Source organism: Paroceanicella profunda, from assembly GCF_005887635.2.
Taxonomy (GTDB): Bacteria; Pseudomonadota; Alphaproteobacteria; order Rhodobacterales; family Rhodobacteraceae; genus Paroceanicella; species Paroceanicella profunda.
In genome coordinates, this window is sequence record NZ_CP040818.1 from 1,781,716 (window position 1) to 1,801,001 (window position 19,286).

The window sequence follows — 19,286 nt, forward strand, 5'->3', positions numbered from 1 at the left end:
GCCCGTCACGCTTCGTCAGTCATCGCCCGCAGCATCCAGGCGGCCTTCTCGTGCACGGAGGAGCGCGCGATGGCGAGGTCGCCGGTCACGTCGTCGTCATTGTCCTCGGCGAGGCGGATCAGCTTGTGGAGCCGCTTGGCAAGCTGCTCGTGGTCCTTGCGCAGGTCGTCGATCATCTCGCCGGCGGAGGGGCGCTTGTCGAGATCCTTGACCGCGGAATTGCTGGCCATGTCGGCGAAGCGCATCGGGGTCACCTGGCCGAGGGCGCGGATCCGTTCGGCCAGCACGTCGGCGGCCTCGAACAGGTCCTGGTACTGCTCCTCGGTGAGGTGGTGGATCGAGTAGAACAGCGGCCCGGTCACGTTCCAGTGGTAGGTGTGGGTCTTGAACAGCAGGCGGTAGGTGTCCGCCAGAACTTCCTCCAGTCCGGCAGCCACCTTGGCGCGGTGGGTCACGCCGGTGTCCATCGAACGGGTTGCGGTCGGGGTAGCCTTGAGGGGCGAAGCCATGATGCTTCCTTTCGTCGGGTGGTAGGCGCGCCCTGTCGCCCGGCGGAACCGGGGGCGCGGGGCGCGCGGGAGCCATGAGGGGGCAGGGGCCGGCAGGGCTGTGCCGGTCCGGCGTCATGGCGGCGATGTGGGGGTACGGGAGGCGGCTTCCCCGAACGCGCGGGGTGCCGGCCTCGAAGCCGTGCCGGTTCCAGAACCGGCGCGGGGGTCTCACATGCGCGGCGGCTGACCGCGAACGGCACGCGCCACGAGCGCGATCACGAACAGAACCAGGAACACGAAGAACAGGATCTGCGCGATACCCGCGGAAGCCGATGCAATGCCGCCAAAGCCGAATACGGCCGCGACAATCGCCACGATCAGGAAGACAACAGCCCAGTACAGCATCTTTTCAACTCCTGTAATTTCATGGCAGGGTAACGTGAGGCGGCGTGGAAAAGTTCCAACCTCCGGCGAGAATCCGTTCGGGGCGCCGGTGGGGACCCGCGAACCACGCCCAGGCGGAACACGGTCAGCTCGCATGCGGTGACCGTGACGCTGAGCGCAGTCCCGAATGCGCTGCGGGCCGGGGCGGGGACATGAGGCGGGCACGCCCGGGCGCGGGGGCGGGCACGGCACGCGGGGCCGCCGGACGGTCTGCCCCCAAGCCTGATCAGGCGCGGGGCAGGTGGTTCACGTGGCCCGGGTGGCCACGCAAGCATGCGCAGGGTTCGTGCCGCCTGCGCGCGTGTGAACGGCGATGCGGGGCCGCGCTGCCCTCGGCTTAGGCCGACGGGGCGTGCCGGGCGCGGGGCGATGTCCTGAAGGAGGTGCGGCCGGACGTTCCGGGATGCATCGAGGAATTGTGTGGGCCGCGGAATATTTGACCGGCACCGGGAACGTTCCCCTCCGGCCGGAGTTTTACCAACGAGTTCCAGCCGCCGAGGCTGGCCAACCCGACATCAAGGAGAGTTCACATGGCTCAGGTCGCTTCGAAACTGCCCACCGCTGTTGACGAGGTCCGTGCGGATGCAACGACCGAACAGCTTTCAATGCAGATCAACTCGCTGAAGGCCGACATGGCCGACATCGCGTCGACCCTGCGCTCCCTCGGCGTGCAGCGTGTGGACCAGGCGACCGACGCCGCCCGCGCCAAGGCGGATGCGGCCGCCGCTGCCGGCCGCGATGCCGCGCACGAGGCCCGTCTGGCCGCCGAGCGTCTCGGGGAAAACATGTCGTCCTCCATCAAGGACCGTCCGTTCACCGCCATCGCGATCGCGGCGGGCGTGGGGCTTGCCGTCGGCTTCCTCTCGGGCCGCAAGTAAGGTCGGGGCGTGCTCGGGCGCATCATCTCCGATGTCGAGCTTGCCGTGGCGCGTCTCGGCAGCCAGGCCTTCTGGACCGGGCTGATGGCGCTTGCGCTGCTGGCCGGGCTGTCGTTCCTGACAGCCGGGGTCTGGAGCGTGATCGCGGCGCGGCACGGCGCGGCAGAGGCCTCGCTCCTCGTGGGGGCGGGCTTCGTGGTGATCGCGGGCGTGCTGTTCCTCATCACGCGCCGTATCGCCCGACAGCGCCGCCTGGCCGCGATGCGCGCCCGGGCACGCAACGGCGCTGACGCGGCCACGCTGGCCGAGACCTTCCTCGTCGCGATGGAAACCGGCCGCGCCATGCGCCGCTGACCCCTTTCGCGACGGATGACATCCGAAGCGCCGGCCCGGTGACGGGCCGGCGCTTTTGCGTTGCGGGCACCGCGTGACGCAGGGGGAAGGAGATGCGGCGCGCGGCGGGGGTGCGCGATTCCGCGAGACGCGCGTACCGGCGCCGGGCGCGGCGAAGACATGCACGTCGCGACGGAGGCCGGCTGCATGGGCCCCGCCGACGCGTCATCACGGTCAACATGCAAAGGGCCGGCTGGCGTCCCGATCCGGCCCGGGTGGCGCGCGGCCCCGATCGCTCGCGGCCCCGCTGATGAACAGGCGGGCTCCTCGTGCATTCCATCAGCCTTGCATCGGGTCGACCCCGGGCCCTGCTTGCGCCGCATCGGGCTGACCGCCGATCCCGCCGGCCCAGCATCGGGTTGCCCCCGGGTCCCACCGGCCTCGCATCGGGTTGCCTCCGGGCCCCGCCTGCCATGCATCGGGCTGAAGCGGGCTCCCGCCGGCCCTGCATGGGAGAGGGGGGCCTGCGCGGCGTGTCTTCGGGTCTCTCGCGCCCCGCTCGGGGCGCGGGCTCAGGCGTGGGCCACGTCGGGCCAGGCCTCGCGGTAGCGGGTGAGGCGTTCGGGCCAGAAACTGTCGCTCCGCGGGGTGATCTCGCGCTCGGGCACCGGGCGGGTCATCACCGCGTCGATGCTCTCCCCCGTGGCGCAGATCGCCAGGCGGGCCGCGCCGATTGCCGCGCCGAAATCGCCCTTGCCGGGCAGGGCGATGGTCACCTGGCCCGCGTCGGCGATGGCCTGCAGCCAGTAGGTGGAGCGCGCGCCGCCGCCCACGGCGTAGAGCAGGTGCGGCGCGGTGCCGCCCTCCGTGAGCGCCTGCACGCAATCGGCCAGCGACGCGGCGACCCCGCTCAGCACCGCGCGGGCCAGGGCGCCGATGTCGGTGCTGCGCGACAGGCCGGTGAAGGCGCCGCGGGCGGTTGCGTCGTTCCAGGGCGTGCGCTCGCCGGAGAGATAGGGCAGGAACAGCGGGTCGGCGGACGAGAAGGGCTGCTCCGCGGCCAGTTCGACAAGCCGGGCCGGGCCCTGGCCGGTGATCTCGGAAAGCCAGTTCAGGCTGTCGGTGGCCGAGAGGGTGACGCCCATCTGGTGCCAAGTGTGCGGCACGGCGTGGCAGAAGGTGTGCACCGCGCGGCCCGGGTTGGCGCCGGCATCGGCCGTGGCGACGAACACCACCCCGGAGGTGCCGAGCGACAGGAACCCCGTGCCGGCAGTGACCGCGCCCACGCCGCAGGCCGAGGCCGCGTTGTCTCCGCCGCCGCCCGCGATCACCGGCGCCGGGCCGGTGATGCCCCAGCGCGCGCAAAGCTCCGCGCGCAGCGCGCCGCCGGGCGCGCTGCCCTCCACCAGCCGGGGCATCTGCGCCAGCGTGAGGCCGGTCGCCTCCAGCAGCGCGGGCGACCAGCAGCGCCCGGCGATGTCCAGCCACAGGGTGCCGGCGCTGTCGGAGAGGTCGGAGACATGCTCGCCGGAGAGGCGCAGCCGCAGGTAGTCCTTCGGCAGCAGCACCTTCGCCACCCGGGCGAAGACCTCCGGTTCATGGCGGCGCACCCATTCGAGCTTCGGCGCGGTGAAGCCCGGCATCACGACGTTGCCGCCGATGCCGCGGAAGTCGGCCCGTGCCTCCAGCTCCGCGCATTCCGCCGCCGAGCGGCCGTCGTTCCACAGGATGGCCGGGCGCAGCACGGTGTCTGCGGCGTCGAGCAGCGTGGCGCCGTGCATCTGGCCGGAGAGGCCGATGGCCGAGAGCGCCGCCATCTCGGCCGGGAAGCGGGTGGCGAGGGCGTCGAGCGTTTCCTCCGCCGCGCGCCACCAGGCCTCGGGGTCCTGCTCGGACCAGCCGGGATGCGGGCGCGAGACCTCGAGCGCCGCATGCGCGTCGCCGATCACCCGCTGCGCCGCGTCCACGAGGACGGTCTTCACCCCCGAGGTGCCGAGGTCGATGCCCGCGAAGACACTCATCAGAGCGGCTTTCCGGCGATGTAGTCTTCCAGCGTCGCGGTGACGCCGCGCGCCCAGAGGCTGGTGAGCGCGGCGGCGAAGGCCGCGCGGAAGCCCTCGTTCGTGCCCACGTCGCCGAAGATCTCGGTCATCGCGAGGAAGGCGAGCGGGTCGTCCTTCGCCGCGCGGCCGTGGCGGGTGAGGCGCTCGGCGTTGGGGTCGTCCAGCGTGATCGGCTTGCCGCTCTCGCTCTCGCCGTAGCAGTAGCGGGCCCAGAGCGCGCTCTCCAGCGCGAGGCCGGTGACCGGGGCGCCCTGCGCCAGGCGGTCCCGCGTGGAGGGCAGGATGAACTTCGGCTGGCGGTTCGAGCCGTCCTGGCACAGGCGGGGGATGGTGTCGCCCACGTCCGGGTTCGCGAAGCGGGTCTCGATGAGGGTGAGGTAGTCGCCCAGGTCCTGGCCCGGCACGGGGGGGACGATGGGGATGATCTCGTCGCGCTCCAGCTTCAGCAGGAAGCCGCGCACCAGCGGGTGCTCCATCGCCTCGTGCACGAAGTGGATGTCGAGCAGGGCGGCGGGGTAGGCGATGATGGCGTGGCCGCCGTTGAGGATGCGGATCTTCATCAGCTCGAAGGCCGAGACATCGGAGGTGAAGGTGACGCCCACCTCCTCGAAGGCCGGGCGGCCCTCGGGGAAATGATCCTCCAGCACCCATTGCCGGAAGGGCTCGCAGAACACCGGCCAGCCGTCCTCGATGCCGAAGTTCGCCTTCAGCGCCTCGCGCTCACGCGCGCTGGTGGCCGGGGTGATGCGGTCCACCATGCCGTCGGGGAAGGCGACATTGCCGAGGATCCACTCCGCGAAGCCGGGGTCCGACAGCGCGGCGAGGCCGGCGACGGCGTTCTTCGCCACATGGCCGTTGCCGGGGATGTTGTCGCACGACATCACGGTGAAGGGCGGCAGGCCGGCGGCCCGGCGCACCTTCAGGGCGGCCACGATGGCGCCGAACACGCTCACCGGGGTGTCCGGATTCTGCGCGTCATGGGCGATCTCCGGGTGCTCCGGGTCGAAGGCCTGGGTGGCGGGGTTGATGCAGTAGCCGCCCTCGGTGACGGTGAGCGAGACGATGCGGATCTCCGGCGCCGCCATCCGGGCGATGAGCGCGCGGTTCTCGCGCTCCACCTCCACGAAGTCGATCATCGCGCCGGTGACGCGGGCGCGGTTGTTGCCCGGCTCCAGCTCCACCACGGTGGTGAGCCAGTCCTGCGCGCCCAGGATGTCGCGCATCTTCGCGTCGTTCGGGCGCACGCCGGCGCCGACAAGGCCCCAGTCGCGGCTCAGACCGGCGTTGAACAGGTCGTCGAGGTAGACGGCCTGATGGGCCCGGTGGAAGTTCCCGGTGCCCACGTGCACGATGCCCGGCGAGATCTCGCTGCGGGCATAGGTGGGGCGGGCGACGCCGCCGGGCAGCGCGTCCAGCGCGGAGAGGGACAGTTTCATGCAGCGATCCTTTCACGGATGGCGGAGGCAAGGTCATCGATGGTGGCGCAGGCCGTCGCGCCGGCCGGGGCGGCCATCGGGGACTGCGGCCAGAACAGGGTGGTCATGCCGGCGGCAATTCCGGCAGCGGCGCCGGTGAGGCTGTCCTCCACGGCGATGCAGTCGCCCGGCTCGGCCCCGACGAGCCAGGCGGCGCGCAGGTAGGGTTCCGGGTCCGGCTTGCCGCGGCGCACGTCGTTGCGGCTCACGGTCAGCAGGCCCGGGCGGGTGAGACCCACGGCGTCGAGGTTCACCCCGACCACGATGCGGTCGGAGTTCGACACCACGGCCTGGGCCACCCCCTCCGCGCGCAGGGCCTCGAACAGCTCCAGCGCGCCGGGCCGGCCCTGCAGCCCGGGCACGAGCGTGAGGTAGGTCTCGTATTTCAGCGCCAGCCACTCCGGCAGCGCCAGCGGCAGGCCCAGCCGCTCCACCGCCCAGGCGTGCACCGAACGCGCGTCCATGCCCACGACATGCTCGTGCAGGTCGTCCGGCGGGGTGATCCCGCTGGCGGCCAGGGCGTTCAGCAACGCGGCCTCGTGCATCGGCTCGCTGTCGACCAGCGTGCCGTCCATGTCCCAGAAAATCGCTTTCATGTGCTCAGCTCATCCAGTTGCCGCCATCGACGTTGTACGTCTGGGCAACGATATAGTCCGCGTCGCGTGACGCGAGGAAGACGGCCATTCCGGTGAGGTCCTCGGCCGTGCCCATGCGCCCGTAGGGCACGGCGGCGCCGACACGGGCCTTCTTCTCGCCGGGGGCGAGGCCCTCGTGTTTCGCGAAGAAGGCGTCCACCCCGTCCCAGTGCTCGCCGTCCACCACGCCGGGGGCGATGGCGTTCACGTTGATGCCGTGGCGGATCAGGTCCAGCCCGGCGGACTGGGTGAGGGAGATGATCGCGGCCTTGGTGGCGCAGTAGACCGCCACCAGCGGCTCGCCGCGGCGGCCGGCCTGGCTGGCCATGTTGATGATGCGCCCGCCGCGGCCCTGCGCGATCATCAGTTTCGCCGCGGCCTGCAGGGTGAACAGCGCCCCGGCCACGTTCACCGCCATCAGCCGGTCATAGGCGGCGCGCTCGATCTCCACCGTGGGGGAGGCGTAGAACAGCGCCGCGTTGTTGACCAGGATGTCCAGCCCGCCGGCGGTGGCGGAGACCTCGGCCATGGCCGCGTCGATGCTCTCCTGCCGGGTGACGTCGAGATGGACCGCATAGGCCTGCGGGCCGATGCCGGAAGCCGTGGCGGTCGCGCGGTCCATGTCGATGTCCCCGATCGCCACGCGGGCGCCCTCGCGCACATAGGCGGCGGCAAAGGCCGCGCCGATGCCGCGCGCGGCGCCGGTGATCAGGGCCGACTTGCCCTCGAGCCGTCCCATCAGAGCGCTTTCCCGTCCGATCCGAAGAGATAGGTGCGTGCCGGGTCGGGGGTGAGGAACACGGTGTCGCCGTGCTTCACCTCCACGTCGCCGGGCACGCGGGTGGTGATCTGGCCCACGCCGTCCACATGGACGTGCAGGAAGGTGTCGGAGCCCAGATGCTCGGCCACGCCCACGCGGCCCTGCCACTCACCCTCGGTCTTCGACAGGGTGAGGTGCTCGGGGCGCACACCCATGGTGGCGGCGCCGCGGCTGCGCGCGGCCTCGCCCGCCACCAGGTTCATCTTGGGCGAGCCGATGAAGCCGGCCACGAACAGGTTCGCCGGCTTGTGGTAGAGGTCCAGCGGCGAGCCCACCTGCTCGATGCGCCCCGCGTTCAGCACCACGATCTTGTCGGCCATGGTCATGGCCTCGATCTGGTCATGCGTGACGTAGATGGAGGTGGTGCCGAGGGTCTTCTGCAGCTCCGAGATCTCGAGGCGCATGTTCACGCGCAGCGCCGCGTCGAGGTTGGAGAGCGGTTCGTCGAACAGGAAGGCCGAGGGCTCGCGCACGATGGCCCGGCCGATGGCCACGCGCTGGCGCTGCCCGCCGGAGAGCTGGCCCGGCCGGCGGTCCAGATAGTCGGTGAGGTTGAGGATGGAGGCTGCGCCCTCCACCTTCTCCTTGATCTTCGCAGGCTCCATCCCCGCCATCTTCAGCGGGAAGGCGATGTTCTTGTAGACCGACATGTGCGGGTAGAGCGCGTAGCTCTGGAACACCATCGACAGCTTGCGCCGCGCCGGCGGCATGCCGGTGGCGTCCTGCCCGTCGATGAGGATGCGGCCGGAGGTGACGTCCTCCAGCCCCGCGATAAGCCGCAGCAGGGTGGACTTCCCGCAGCCCGAGGGCCCGACGAAGACGACGAATTCGCCGTCGTTGATCTCGAGGTCGACGCCCGGGATGACTTTGACGCCCCCGAAGCTCTTGGTGACCGCCTCAAGCGTGATGCTACCCATTCTTCCTGTCCCTGTTCTTACTTGACCGCGCCGAAGGTCAGTCCGCGCACGAGTTGTTTCTGGCTGAACCAGCCCATCACCAGGATGGGCGCGATGGCGAGCATGGAGGCTGCCGAGAGCTTCGACCAGAACAGCCCCTCCGGGCTCGAGTACTGGGCGATCATCGCCGTGAGCGGCGCCGCGTTCGACGTGGTCAGCAGCACCGTCCAGAACGCCTCGTTCCAGGCGAGGATGATGTTCAGCAGCAGGGTGGAGGCGATGCCCGGCACCGCCATGGGGGCCAGGACGTAGACGATCTCCTTGCCCAGCGTGGCCCCGTCCATCCGCGCCGCCTCCAGGATCTCGCCGGGGATCTCCTTGAAGTAGGTGAACAGCATCCACACGATGATCGGCAGGTTCATCAGCATCAGCACGATGACCAGCCCGGTGCGGGTGTCCATCAGCCCGGTGTCGCGGAACAGCAGGGTGATCGGCACCAGCACGCCCACCGCCGGCAGCATCTTGGTGGAGAGCATCCACATCAGGATGTCCTTGGTGCGCTTGGTGGGGGTGAAGGCCATCGACCAGGCCGCCGGGATGGCGATCAGCAGCCCCAGCGCCGTGGAGCCGAGCGAGATCACCACCGAGTTCATCGCGTGGTGGAAGTAGTCCGACCGGTCGTTCACGGTGAGGTAGTTCTCCAGCGTCCAGTCGAAGGACAGGAAGCTGGGCGGCATGGCGATGGCCTCGCCCTCGGTCTTGAAGCTGGTGAGGAAGGTCCACAGGATCGGGAAGAACAGCGTGAGCCCGATGAGCCAGCCGATCGCGGTGAAGACCAGTTTGCGGTTCGTTGTGACGCCCCGTGCCATGCCTCAGGCCTCCAGGTTCTTGCCGATCATCCGGATGAGGAAGATCGCGACGATGTTGGCGAGGATGATGGCGATGACACCGCCGGCGGAGGCAGCGCCCGCGTCGTAGAACAGGAGTGCCTGCATGTAGATGAGATAGGTGAGGTTCGTGCTCTCGGTGCCCGGGCCGCCGTTCGTGGTCACGAAGATCTCGGCGAAGACGGAGAGCAGGAAGATCGTCTCGATCAGCACCACCACGGTGAGCGCGCGCGCCAGATGCGGCAGGGTGATGTGCCAGAAGATCGAGAAGATGCCCGCACCGTCCATCTCCGCGGCTTCCTTCTGGTCCTGGTCGAGGGACTGGAGCGCGGTGAGGATGATGAGCGTGGCGAAGGGCAGCCAGGCCCAGGACACGATGATGGTGACCGAGAGCAGCGGAAGCTGCGCCAGCCAGTCCACCGGCTGCAGCCCCACAGCCCGCGCGACCCAGGCGAACAGCCCGTTCACCGGGTGCATCAGCATGTTCTTCCACACCAGCGCCGAGACGGTGGGCATCACGAAGAACGGTGCGATCACCAGCAGGCGCACGATGCCCTGCCCGAAGAAGGGCTGGTCCAGCAGGATGGCGAGGAAGGTGCCGCCCCCCACGGTGACCAGCAGCGTGCCGCCCACCAGCAGCAGCGTGTTCACCAGGGAGTCCCAGAAGGCCGGGTCTTCCACGAAGAACTGGTAGTTGAGGAAGCCGATCCACTCCTCCGTGCCCGGCATCAGCAGGTTGTAGCGCAGGAACGAGAAGTAGAGCGTCATCGCCAGCGGTACGATCATCCAGCACAGCAGCAGGATTACCGATGGTGTGAGCATGAGCCGTGCCGAGGCGCGCGTGTGTAGGGTTGCCATTGCCTGTCATTCCTCCCCGGGGGTGGTTGCCGCGCCCCGCGTGATCTTTTCCCCGCCTGTGCCATCCGGCCCCGCCGGCCGGGGGGCGATGTCGCTTCGCGGGCTGCCCCGGGGGCCTCTCTGCCCGGGGGAAGGGAGCCGACCGGGCAGACCCGGGGCAGCCGCGAAGCTCTGGGCGTGGGGCCCATTTCCGCTCCCGGCCCCGCGCGGGGCCGGGGAAGGCGCAGCCCCGGGAGCGGGGCGGCGCCGGTCCGCTTACTTGAGGTAGCCGCCCTTCGTCATCTCACGCTTGGTGAGCATCTGGGCGTTCTGCAGGGCCTGGTCGACCGAGACCGACCCGGCGAGGGCCGCGGAGAACTGCTGGCCCACCGCGGTGCCGATGCCCTGGAACTCCGGAATGGCGACGAACTGCACGCCCACGTAGGGAACGGGGTCGACGGTGGGGTGCTTCGGGTCGGCGGCGTTGATGCTGTCCAGCGTCATCTTCGCGAAGGGCGCGGCCTCCTGGTACTCCGGGTTCTCGTACAGCGACTTGCGGGTGCCCGGCGGCACGTTCGCCCAGCCCTCCTCGGAGGCGACGAGCTCGGCATAGTCCTTCGAGGTGGCCCAGGCGATGAACTTCTGCGCCGCCTCGGTCTTGGCGGAGCCGGCCGGGATGGCGAGGTTCCAGGCCCAGAGCCAGTTGGAGCGCTTGCCCAGGCCCTTGTCGGGCGCCAGCGCGAAGCCGACCTTGTCGGCCACCGAGCTCTCGTCGGGGTTGGTCACGAAGGAGGCGGCCACGGTGGCGTCGATCCACATGCCGCACTTGCCGGTCTGGAACAGGGCGAGGTTCTCGTTGAACCCGTTCGAGGAGGCACCCGGGGGGCCGTAGTTCTGCATCAGGTCGACGTAATCGGTGATGGTGGCCTTCCAGGCCTCGCCGTCGAACTGCGGGTTCCAGTTCTCGTCGAACCAGCGCGCGCCGTAGCTGTTGGCCATCGCGGAGAGGAAGGCCATGTTCTCGCCCCAGCCGGCCTTGCCGCGCAGGCAGATGCCGTAGACCTCGCCGTCCTTGTCGGTCATCGCCTCGGCGGCCTGCTTGATGAAGTCCCAGGTGGGGGCGTCGGGCATCTCGAGGCCCGCCTTCTCCATCAGGTCGGTGCGGTACATCACCATGGAGCTCTCGCCGTAGAAGGGCGCGGCGTAGAGCTCGCTGTCGGTGGTGAGGCCGTCGCGGATGGCGGGCAGCAGGTCGTCGACGTCATAGCTCGCGTCGAACTTCAGCGGCACCAGCCAGCCCTGCTTCGACCAGATCGGAACCTCGTAGGTGCCGATGGTCATGATGTCGTACTGGCCGCCCTTGGTGGCGATGTCGGTGGTGACCTTCTGGCGGAGAACGTTCTCCTCCATCGTCACCCATTCCACGTCGATGTCGGGATTGGCCTCGGTGAACGCGCCGGTGAGCTTCTGCATCCGGATCATGTCGCCGTTGTTCACGGTGGCGATGGTCAGCGTCTCGGCACCGGCAAGGGCCGAGGATGCGAGCAAGGCTCCGACAGCGAGCCCGAGCGTTTTGGAATATGTCACGTTTTTTCCTCCCAGAAGGCATTCTTCGCGCCTCTGTTTATATTACTCATTCTGATTGAGTAAATACCCTGAGTCAATCTCGAGGCATTTTTGAACCCGGATTCAATATCCCGGCGAAGGGCCCCGGGCCGAGGCGGGCGCGACCGGGCTGCCGACCCGCCGGCGTCCGGCCCGCCCCGGCCCCGGGGCGCGTGACACGCGCGGGCAGGCCGGGTACGAAGGCTGGGTTTCCCACGGCTTTCAGGAGCATGGCATGAGCGGCACACTCACGATGTTCGGGCCGGACTTCCCCTTCGCCTACGATGACTGGCTCGGTCATCCCGCCGGGCTGGGGCGCATTCCGGCACAGCGGCACGGGGCCCGGGTGGCGATCGTCGGGGCGGGAATTTCCGGGCTGGTGGCGGGCTACGAGCTGATGCGCCTCGGCCTCTGCCCGGTGCTCTACGAATCGGGGGAGATCGGCGGACGGCTGCGCTCGCGCGCCTTCGAGGGGGCCGACGGGGTGGTGGCGGAGCTGGGCGGGATGCGCTTTCCCGCGTCCTCCGCCGGGTTCTGGCACTACGCGGGGCTGGCCGGCGTCACCTCCCGGCCGTTCCCGAACCCGCTCACGCCCGCCGCCGGCTCCACCGTCATCGACCTGGAGGGCGAGACCCATTACGCCGAGACGCTGGACGACCTGCCGCCGATCTTCCGCGAGGTGGCCGCCGCCTATGACGCGGCGCTGGAGGAGGGCGCCCGCCTCTCCGACCTGCAGACCGCCATCCGCATGCGCGACGCACCCCGGGTGGCGGAGATCTGGGCGCCCATCGTGCGGGACTGGGACGAGCGGACCTTCTACGATTTCATCGTCTCCTCGCGGGCCTTCCGCGCGCTGAGCTTCCGCCACCGCGAGCTGTTCGGCCAGGTGGGCTTCGGCACCGGCGGCTGGGACAGCGATTTCCCCAACTCCATGCTGGAGATCCTGCGCGTGGCCGTCACCGGCCAGGACGAGAACCAGCGCCTGGTCGTGGGCGGGGTGGAGCAGGTGCCCCAGGCCCTGTGGCGCCACGCGCCGGAGCGGCTGGCGCACTGGCCGGACGGCACCACCCTCGCGGCCCTGAACGGCGGCGCCACGCGCCCCGGTGTCACCCGCATCGCGCGGGAGGGCGACGCCATCGCCGTGACGGACCGCTGGGGCCGCACGGAGCGCTTCGACGCCGTGATCGCCACCTGCCAGAGCTGGCTGCTCACCACCGCCATCGAGACCGAGGAGAGCCTGTTCGACCACAAGCTGTGGATGGCGCTGGACCGCACCCGCTACATGCAGAGCTCGAAGACCTTCGTGATGGTCGACCGTCCGTTCTGGCAGGACCGGGACCCGGAGACCGGCCGCCAGGCCATGTCGATGACGCTGACCGACCGGCTCACCCGCGGCACCTATCTCTTCGACAACGGGCCGGGCAAGCCGGGTGTCATCTGCCTCACCTATTCCTGGATGTCCGACGCGCTGAAGATGCTGCCGCTGCCGGTGGACCGGCGGGTGGAACTGGCGCTGGGCGCACTGTCGAAGATCTATCCGAAGGTCGACATCGCCTCCCATATCCTCGGCGACCCGATCACGGTGAGCTGGGAGAGCGACCCCAATTTCCTCGGCGCCTTCAAGGGCGCGCTGCCCGGCCATTACCGCTACAACCACCGCATGTTCCGGCATTTCATGCAGGACGGCCTGCCGCCGGAACAGCGTGGCCTGTTCCTGTGCGGGGACGACGTGAGCTGGACACCGGGCTGGGTGGAGGGCGCGGTGCAGACCGCGCTCAACGCCGTCTGGGGCGTGATGCATCAGTTCGGCGGGGCCTGCGACGCGGAAAACCCCGGGCCCGGGGACGTCTGGCCAACCCGCGCCCCGGTGCGCCTGCCCTGCTGACGCTTGCGCGGCCCGCGGCGCGGATTCGGCTGCCCCCGGGCGGCCGGCCCGGCCCGACGCTTCCTCCCCCCCGGCCGACGCTTCCCCGCGTGGCTGTCCCCGGCAGCCCCTTCCCGCGCGTCCGTTCCGGTCGACGTTCCCTGCCGGCCCGTTCCGTCCCCGCGCGTCCGTTCCGGTCGACCATCCGTGCGCGCCCGTTCCGGTCGACCATCCGTGCGCGCCCGTTCCGGTCGACCATTCGTGCGCGCCCGTTCCGGTCGACCCTCCCCGCGTGGCCGCCTCCGGCCAGCCTTCCCTGCGCGGCCGTCTCCGGCCGACGCGTGGCCTTTGCTGCGGCCCGTCCGGCGCTTTCTGCCGATCCCCGGCGCCCCCTGACGGGGAGAGGCAAGGCCCCCGTCGCCCGGCGCCGTGCCGGAGCCCGGGCTTTCATGCCGTGCCGCGGCTGGCCCCGCCCCCGGGTGCGGCATTGGCGGGGCATGACGGCGTAGAGGGGCACACCCCTTGCCGCGCAGCCGTCCGGGCGCGGCCCGCGGTGCGGGGCACGGAGGCACACGGTCTCGGGGGCGTGGCCCGGGGGCGGTGCGCACTGCGCGCGCAGGACTCCTCGCAAGGTGCGTTCCTTCCGCCGCCGGGCGCAGTTCCGCGGCAGCGGAATCGCGGTTTGCACCCGCGGGCAGGGGCGACTAATGTGGTTAACGTGCCGGTCCGGTGGGGCGCGTCGCGACCTGCCAGGGAAAGTTGAAGCATGAACGATTTGTCCCGAGTTCACGCCCCCGGGGACGGCGCTGTCGCGCTCGGGGAGGCGTTGCGCGAGGCGCCGGTGGCGCTGCTGGCAGCCACGCTCGTCAGCCTGGCGAATCTCGCCCTGTGCAGCCTGTCCTCTCCCAATGTCTGGATCCCGACCGGCCTTGCCGTGGCGCTGCTCTGCGCCCGCCCGGGAACCGACCTGCGCGTGGCCCTGCCGGCGGCGCTGGCCGGGCTGGGGCTGGGCGGGCTCGGCGGCGCGGTGCTGTTCGACAGCCCCGTGGCGACGGCGCCGGTGCGGATGTTCGAACTGCTGCTGGCCGTCGGGCTGCTGCGGCTGGACCGGAGCTTCGGCCCCGCGCGGGACATGGCCGCGGGCGCGCTGCGCCTGCTCGGGGCGCAACTGCTGCTGGTGCCGGCGGCCACGGCGCTCGCGCTCAGGGCCGGGATGGCGGCCTGGCCGGAGCAGTTCGGCGCCGTGTCGCCGGAGGGCTGGTGGGCCGGGTCGCTGGCCGGGATGGTGATGCTGGCGCCCGTCGGGCTGGGCTATCGCTACCGCCACACCCGGCGCCTGCGCACCGCACGCTGGCTGGGCTGGACCGCGACGCTGGTGGTGGCGTCGATGGCGGTCTCGGCCACGGCGCTGCTGCTGTTCGCCTATCCGTTCGTGGTGATTTCCCTGCCGATGATCGCGGCGGCGCTGTTCTGCGGGCCGTTGCGCACGGGCATCGTGGGCGGGGCATCGGTGGGCACCATCCTGGCGCTGGCGGTGCTGGGGCTGCGGGTGGAGGCCACGCCCGAGCAGTTCGCCATGCAGGCCATCGCGGTGGCGCTTGCCACCGTGCCGCCCTTCCTGCTGTCGCTGCTGCGCGAGGACCTGCTGGCCAAGAAGGCCGGCATCCGCCGCAGCGACGAGATTTTCCGCCGCGCCATGCAGGATTCGGCCATCGGCATGGCCATCGTCGGCCCCGACGGCCGCTTCCTGCGCATCAACGACGCGCTGGAGCGGATGCTGGGCTACACGCCGGAGGTGCTGTCCGCGCTCACCTTCGAGGACATCACCCACCCGGACGACCTGTCGCATGACAAGGAGCTGCTGAGGGAGCTGGTGTCCGGCAAGCGCGAGACCTACCGCTACGAGAAGCGCTACCGGCACGCCGACGGCCGCTACGTCTGGGGCCAGCTTGCCGTGAGCCTGGTGCGGCGTGAGTCCGACGGCGGGGTGGATTACTTCATCTCCCAGATCGTGAGCACCGACGACCGCAAGCGCGCGGAGGCCGAGCTCACCGCGGCGCATGAGCGCCTGGACCTCGCGGTGAGCGCCGCCAATGTGGGCATCTGGGAATACGACATCGAAACCGGTGTCACCACCTGGGACGCCCGGATGCACGCGCTCTACGGCACCCGGCCCGGCGCCTTCCCGCTCCAGCGCGGCACCTGGGCGGGGCTGGCGCATCCCGATGACGCGCCGCTGGCGCGCAGCCAGCTCCAGCAGGCCATCGAGAGCCGCGGCCGGCTGGACATGACGGTGCGCATGCGCCGGCCCGGCATGGCCGAGAGCTGGCGCACCATGCGCACGCAGGGCCATTTCGTGCCCGGAAATGACGGCCCCGACCGGATGCTGGGCACCCATTGGGACATCACCGAGGATGTGCTGCTCACCGAGGCGCTCTACCAGGAGAAGGAGCGCCTGCGCATCACCCTCACCTCGATCGGCGATGCGGTGGTGAGCACGGATGCGGAGGGCAACGTGCTGTTCCTGAACCCGGTGGCCGCCCGGCTGCTGGGCTACCGCCTCGAGGAGGTCGAGGGCCGGCCGCTGTCGGAGATCTTCCACCTGGTGGAGGAGGACACGCTGGACCCGGTGGCAAGCCCCGTGGAGGCCTGCCTGCGCACCGGAATGCCGCAGACCCTGCCGGAGAACACCCTGCTGGTGAGCCGCAGCGGCAACCATGTCCCGATCACCGACAGCGCCGCGCCGGTGCGCACCGCGGACGGCACCGTGGTCGGCGCCGTGCTGGTGTTCCAGGACACCACCAACACCCGCGCGCTGCAGCGCGAGCTGGCCTACCGGGCGCGGCGCGACCCGCTCACCGGCCTGCTCAACCGGTTCTCCTTCGAGGAGACGCTGGAGGCGACCCATGCCCAGATGCAGCGTGACCGCCGGCCCTTCGCCCTGTGCTACATCGACCTCGACCGCTTCAAGATCGTGAATGACACCGCCGGGCACCAGGCCGGGGACCGACTGCTGCGCGACGTCGCCCGGCTGATGGCGACCACCCTGCGCGCGCAGGACAGGCTGGCGCGCATCGGCGGCGACGAATTCGCCGTCATCCTGCCCGACTGCACCCGCGCCACCGTGGAATCCGTGTGCCGGCGCATCCTGGAGGCGGTGCGCGACTTCCGCTTCGCCTGGGAGGGAGAGAGCTACGCGGTGAGCGCGAGCATCGGCATCGCGATGATCACCGACCCGGCGATGACCCCGCAGGAGATCGTCCAGCAGGCCGATGTCGCCTGCTACGCGGCGAAATCCTCCGGCCGCGACCGCCTGAGCCTCTACGACGAGGCCACCGGAGACGCGGGGCGCCGCCACCGCGAGATCCAGGTCGCCTCCGGCATCCGCGAGGCGATCGAGCAGGACCGGCTGGTGCTCTACGCGCAGGACATCGTGCCGCTGCAGCCCGGCGCCGCGCCGGGCGCGCGCCACATCGAGGTGCTGGTGCGCCTGCGCGACCGCGAGGGGCACATCCACCTGCCGGCCGCCTTCATTCCGGCCGCCGAGCGCTATGACCTGATGGGCAATGTCGACCGCTGGGTGATCAGCCGCGTGCTGGAGCGCCACGGCCGCGAGATCGGCGCGCTGCCCGGCGGCTGGGTGGCGATCAACCTCTCGGCCAATTCGCTCAACGACCCCACGCTGGGAGACTTCCTGCGCGACGCGCTGGCGCAGTCCGGGATGCCTCCCGAACGGCTGTGCCTGGAGATCACCGAGACGGCGCTGATCAGCAATCTCACCGAGGCGAAGGGCTTCGTGGAGGCGATGCGCGGCCTGGGCGTGCGGCTGGCGCTGGACGATTTCGGCACCGGGCTGAGTTCCTTCTCCTACCTGCGCCAGTTCCCGGTGGATTACGTGAAGATCGACGGTGCCTTCGTGAGCAACATCGCCACCAGCAAGCTGGACCGGCGCGTGGTCGAATCGATCAACGACATCAGCCATGCCATCGGCGCGCAGACCATCGCGGAATTCGTGGGCTCGCAGGAGGTGACGGCCCTGCTGGCCGATATCGGCGTCGACTTCGGGCAGGGCCATCACATCGGCCACCCGCGCCCGATCTCGGACTGCCTGCAGACGCCGGCGCACTGGCCGCAACACCCGGCCCTTGGCCCCGCCGAGACGCTGCAGGGCTGATCGGAACCCCGCCGCACACGTTCGTCACTCAGGCCTGCCGTCCACGCGTGCCGTGCACGCCTGTCGGGCACGCGTGCCGTGCACGCCTGTCGGGCACGCGTGCCGTGCACGCCTGTCGGGCACGCGTGCCGTGCACGCCTGTCGCTCAGGACCATTGCGCCGCCTGTCCCTCGCCCTCGCCGCGCACCTCCGTCGCGCGCGCCTGATACAGTCAGAACGCAGCGGGCACCGCACGCACCTCGCGCCGGCGCCGCCGGCATCGATGCGAACGCCGCTCCGGGCGCGCGGGAGAAATCGGGCGCCGTGGCGCCCCCGCCTGCGCGGCGCCCGCTGTCTTGCGAGACAGCCCGGCGCGGCAGTTGATCCGGATCAAGGCGCCGGGGCGGCCGGGGCCCGAAAAGGGGCGGCATGACCCAGGTCCTTGCCAGATACGCCACCGAGCGGGCCCCGCGCTACACCAGCTACCCCACCGCGCCGCAGTTCACCCCGGCGGTGGACGGTGCGGTGATGGCCGGCTGGCTCTCCGAACTCGACCCCGGAACCGAGCTGTCGCTCTACCTCCACGTGCCCTTCTGCCGGCAGGTCTGCTGGTACTGCGCCTGCAACATGAAGCTCGCCGCCCGGCCGGAGCCGGTGCTGGCCTATGCCGAAACCCTCAAGCGCGAGATTTCCCGGCTGGCGGAGCTGCTGCCGGCGCGGATGCGGGTGTCGCAGGTGCATTGGGGCGGCGGCACGCCCACCGCGATGCCCGCGCAGGCGCTGGGCGCGGTGATGGACCTGCTGCAGGCGCGCTTCGACATCGGCGCGGAGGCGGAGATCGCCTTCGAGCTCGACCCCCGCACCACGACGCCGGAAATGGTGCGCCAGCTTGCCGGCCTCGGCGCCACCCGCGCTTCGCTGGGCGTGCAGGAATTCGACGCGAAGGTGCAGGCGGCGGTGAACCGCGTGCAGCCCTTCGGCCAGGTGCGCGACACGGTGGAGGCCCTGCGCGCCGCCGGGGTGGGGGCGCTGAGCTTCGACCTGATCTACGGGCTGCCGCACCAGTCTCCCGACACCATCGCGCAGACCATGGCCCGCACGGCGGAGCTGGCGCCGGGGCGGGTGGCGCTGTTCGGCTATGCGCATGTGCCCTGGATGGCGCGCAACCAGCGCATGTTGCCCGAGGCGGCGCTGCCCGACGCCGCGGCCCGGGTGACCCAGGCCACCCTGGCCGCGGAGCTGCTGGAGCGCAGCGGCTACCTGCGCATCGGCCTCGACCATTTCGCCCGGCCGGAGGACAGCATGGCCATCGCCGCCGCCGAAGGCCGCCTGCGCCGCAACTTCCAGGGCTATACGGTGGACCGGGCCGGGGCGCTGATCGGGCTGGGGGCCAGCGCCATTTCCGCCCTGCCGCAGGGCTACGCCCAGAATGCCGGCGAAACCCGCGCCTGGACCCGCGGCGTGGACGTCGGCCTGCCGCCGGTGGTCCGCGGCGTGGCGCTGACGCCGGAGGACCGGCTGCGCGGCGCGGTCATCGAACGGCTGATGTGCGACCTGGCGGTGACGCCCGAAGCGCTCGCCCGCCGCCACGGCTTCGCGCCGGAGCATTTCGCCCCGGAGATGGCCCGGCTGCGCGAGCTCGCGCGGGACGGGCTGGTGCACCTCGGCGCGGACGGCCGGGTGACGATCCCGCCGCCGATGCGCCCGGCGCTGCGGCTGGTGGCCGCGGTGTTCGACGCGTACCTGCCGCAGGTCGGCACGCTGCGCCACGCCGCCGCCGTGTGATGCCAGTGATGCCACCGGGGCGCGGGCACGCCGGCGCGGGACGTGCAGAAGCTGTGGGGGGGCAGGGCCAGCGGCCATCCGGCGCGGCACGCGCCGGCGCGCATGCCGGCCATTGTTCCG

At 70.8% G+C, this 19,286-nt stretch carries 15 protein-coding genes; 5 read left to right on the forward strand and 10 right to left on the reverse strand.

Annotated elements, in window-relative coordinates; translation table 11 throughout:
* Positions 1-5: 5 nt before the first annotated feature.
* Both FDP22_RS08015 and FDP22_RS08020 read right to left on the reverse strand, forming a co-directional pair.
* Positions 6-509, reverse strand: a complete 504-nt coding sequence (locus FDP22_RS08015) for a Dps family protein (protein WP_138572218.1) — start codon at positions 507-509, stop codon at positions 6-8.
* A 210-nt stretch (positions 510-719) separates the two neighbouring features.
* Entirely contained in the window at positions 720-896 is a 177-nt protein-coding gene (locus FDP22_RS08020) for a DUF1328 domain-containing protein (RefSeq protein WP_138572217.1), read from the reverse strand.
* Positions 897-1,465: 569 nt separating this feature from the next.
* On the opposite strand from FDP22_RS08020, the gene FDP22_RS08025 reads away from it, so the two are divergent.
* Together FDP22_RS08025 and FDP22_RS08030 are read left to right on the forward strand one after the other, a co-directional pair.
* Positions 1,466-1,813 (forward strand): DUF883 C-terminal domain-containing protein, encoded by a 348-nt coding sequence (locus FDP22_RS08025; RefSeq protein ID WP_138572216.1) that lies wholly within the window; start codon positions 1,466-1,468, stop codon positions 1,811-1,813.
* Positions 1,814-1,822: 9 nt separating this feature from the next.
* Positions 1,823-2,167 carry a hypothetical protein gene (locus tag FDP22_RS08030; protein WP_138572215.1) on the forward strand — a complete coding sequence of 115 codons (345 nt, stop codon included), beginning with the start codon at positions 1,823-1,825 and terminating at the stop codon, positions 2,165-2,167.
* 551 nt (positions 2,168-2,718) lie between these two features.
* Here FDP22_RS08030 and xylB read toward each other — a convergent pair.
* The 8 genes from xylB to FDP22_RS08070 all read right to left on the reverse strand — a co-directional run bounded on the left by xylB (position 2,719) and on the right by FDP22_RS08070 (position 11,346).
* Positions 2,719-4,167, reverse strand: a complete 1,449-nt coding sequence (xylB, locus tag FDP22_RS08035; RefSeq protein ID WP_138572214.1) for a xylulokinase — start codon at positions 4,165-4,167, stop codon at positions 2,719-2,721.
* Positions 4,167-5,645 (reverse strand): mannitol dehydrogenase family protein, encoded by a 1,479-nt coding sequence (locus FDP22_RS08040; RefSeq protein ID WP_138572213.1) that lies wholly within the window; start codon positions 5,643-5,645, stop codon positions 4,167-4,169. Before FDP22_RS08040 ends, xylB begins: the two co-directional genes overlap by 1 nt.
* The gene (locus FDP22_RS08045) at positions 5,642-6,280 is read right to left on the reverse strand and encodes an HAD family hydrolase (RefSeq protein WP_138572212.1); all 639 of its coding nucleotides are present in this window, start codon (positions 6,278-6,280) and stop codon (positions 5,642-5,644) included. The genes FDP22_RS08040 and FDP22_RS08045 overlap by 4 nt, the downstream gene beginning before the upstream one ends.
* 4 nt (positions 6,281-6,284) lie before the next feature.
* Positions 6,285-7,058, reverse strand: coding sequence for an L-iditol 2-dehydrogenase (locus tag FDP22_RS08050; protein WP_138572211.1), 774 nt, complete (start codon positions 7,056-7,058; stop codon positions 6,285-6,287).
* Entirely contained in the window at positions 7,058-8,056 is a 999-nt protein-coding gene (locus FDP22_RS08055; RefSeq protein ID WP_138572210.1) for an ABC transporter ATP-binding protein, read from the reverse strand. Before FDP22_RS08055 ends, FDP22_RS08050 begins: the two co-directional genes overlap by 1 nt.
* A gap of 17 nt (positions 8,057-8,073) precedes the next feature.
* Positions 8,074-8,904, reverse strand: a complete 831-nt coding sequence (locus tag FDP22_RS08060; protein WP_138572209.1) for a carbohydrate ABC transporter permease — start codon at positions 8,902-8,904, stop codon at positions 8,074-8,076.
* Between the two features lie 3 nt (positions 8,905-8,907).
* Positions 8,908-9,780, reverse strand: a complete 873-nt coding sequence (locus FDP22_RS08065; RefSeq protein WP_138572208.1) for a carbohydrate ABC transporter permease — start codon at positions 9,778-9,780, stop codon at positions 8,908-8,910.
* 255 nt (positions 9,781-10,035) lie between these two features.
* Positions 10,036-11,346 (reverse strand): ABC transporter substrate-binding protein, encoded by a 1,311-nt coding sequence (locus tag FDP22_RS08070; protein ID WP_138572207.1) that lies wholly within the window; start codon positions 11,344-11,346, stop codon positions 10,036-10,038.
* Between the two features lie 253 nt (positions 11,347-11,599).
* On the opposite strand from FDP22_RS08070, the gene FDP22_RS08075 reads away from it, so the two are divergent.
* The 3 genes from FDP22_RS08075 (at position 11,600) to hemN (ending at position 19,166) form a co-directional block, all read left to right on the forward strand.
* The gene (locus FDP22_RS08075) at positions 11,600-13,249 is read left to right on the forward strand and encodes a flavin monoamine oxidase family protein (RefSeq protein WP_138572206.1); all 1,650 of its coding nucleotides are present in this window, start codon (positions 11,600-11,602) and stop codon (positions 13,247-13,249) included.
* A 745-nt stretch (positions 13,250-13,994) separates the two neighbouring features.
* Positions 13,995-17,402 (forward strand): EAL domain-containing protein, encoded by a 3,408-nt coding sequence (locus FDP22_RS08080; RefSeq protein WP_138572205.1) that lies wholly within the window; start codon positions 13,995-13,997, stop codon positions 17,400-17,402.
* A gap of 408 nt (positions 17,403-17,810) precedes the next feature.
* A complete protein-coding gene (gene hemN, locus FDP22_RS08085; RefSeq protein ID WP_138572204.1) occupies positions 17,811-19,166 on the forward strand; it encodes an oxygen-independent coproporphyrinogen III oxidase in 1,356 nt (451 codons plus the stop codon).
* Positions 19,167-19,286: the final 120 nt, after the last annotated feature.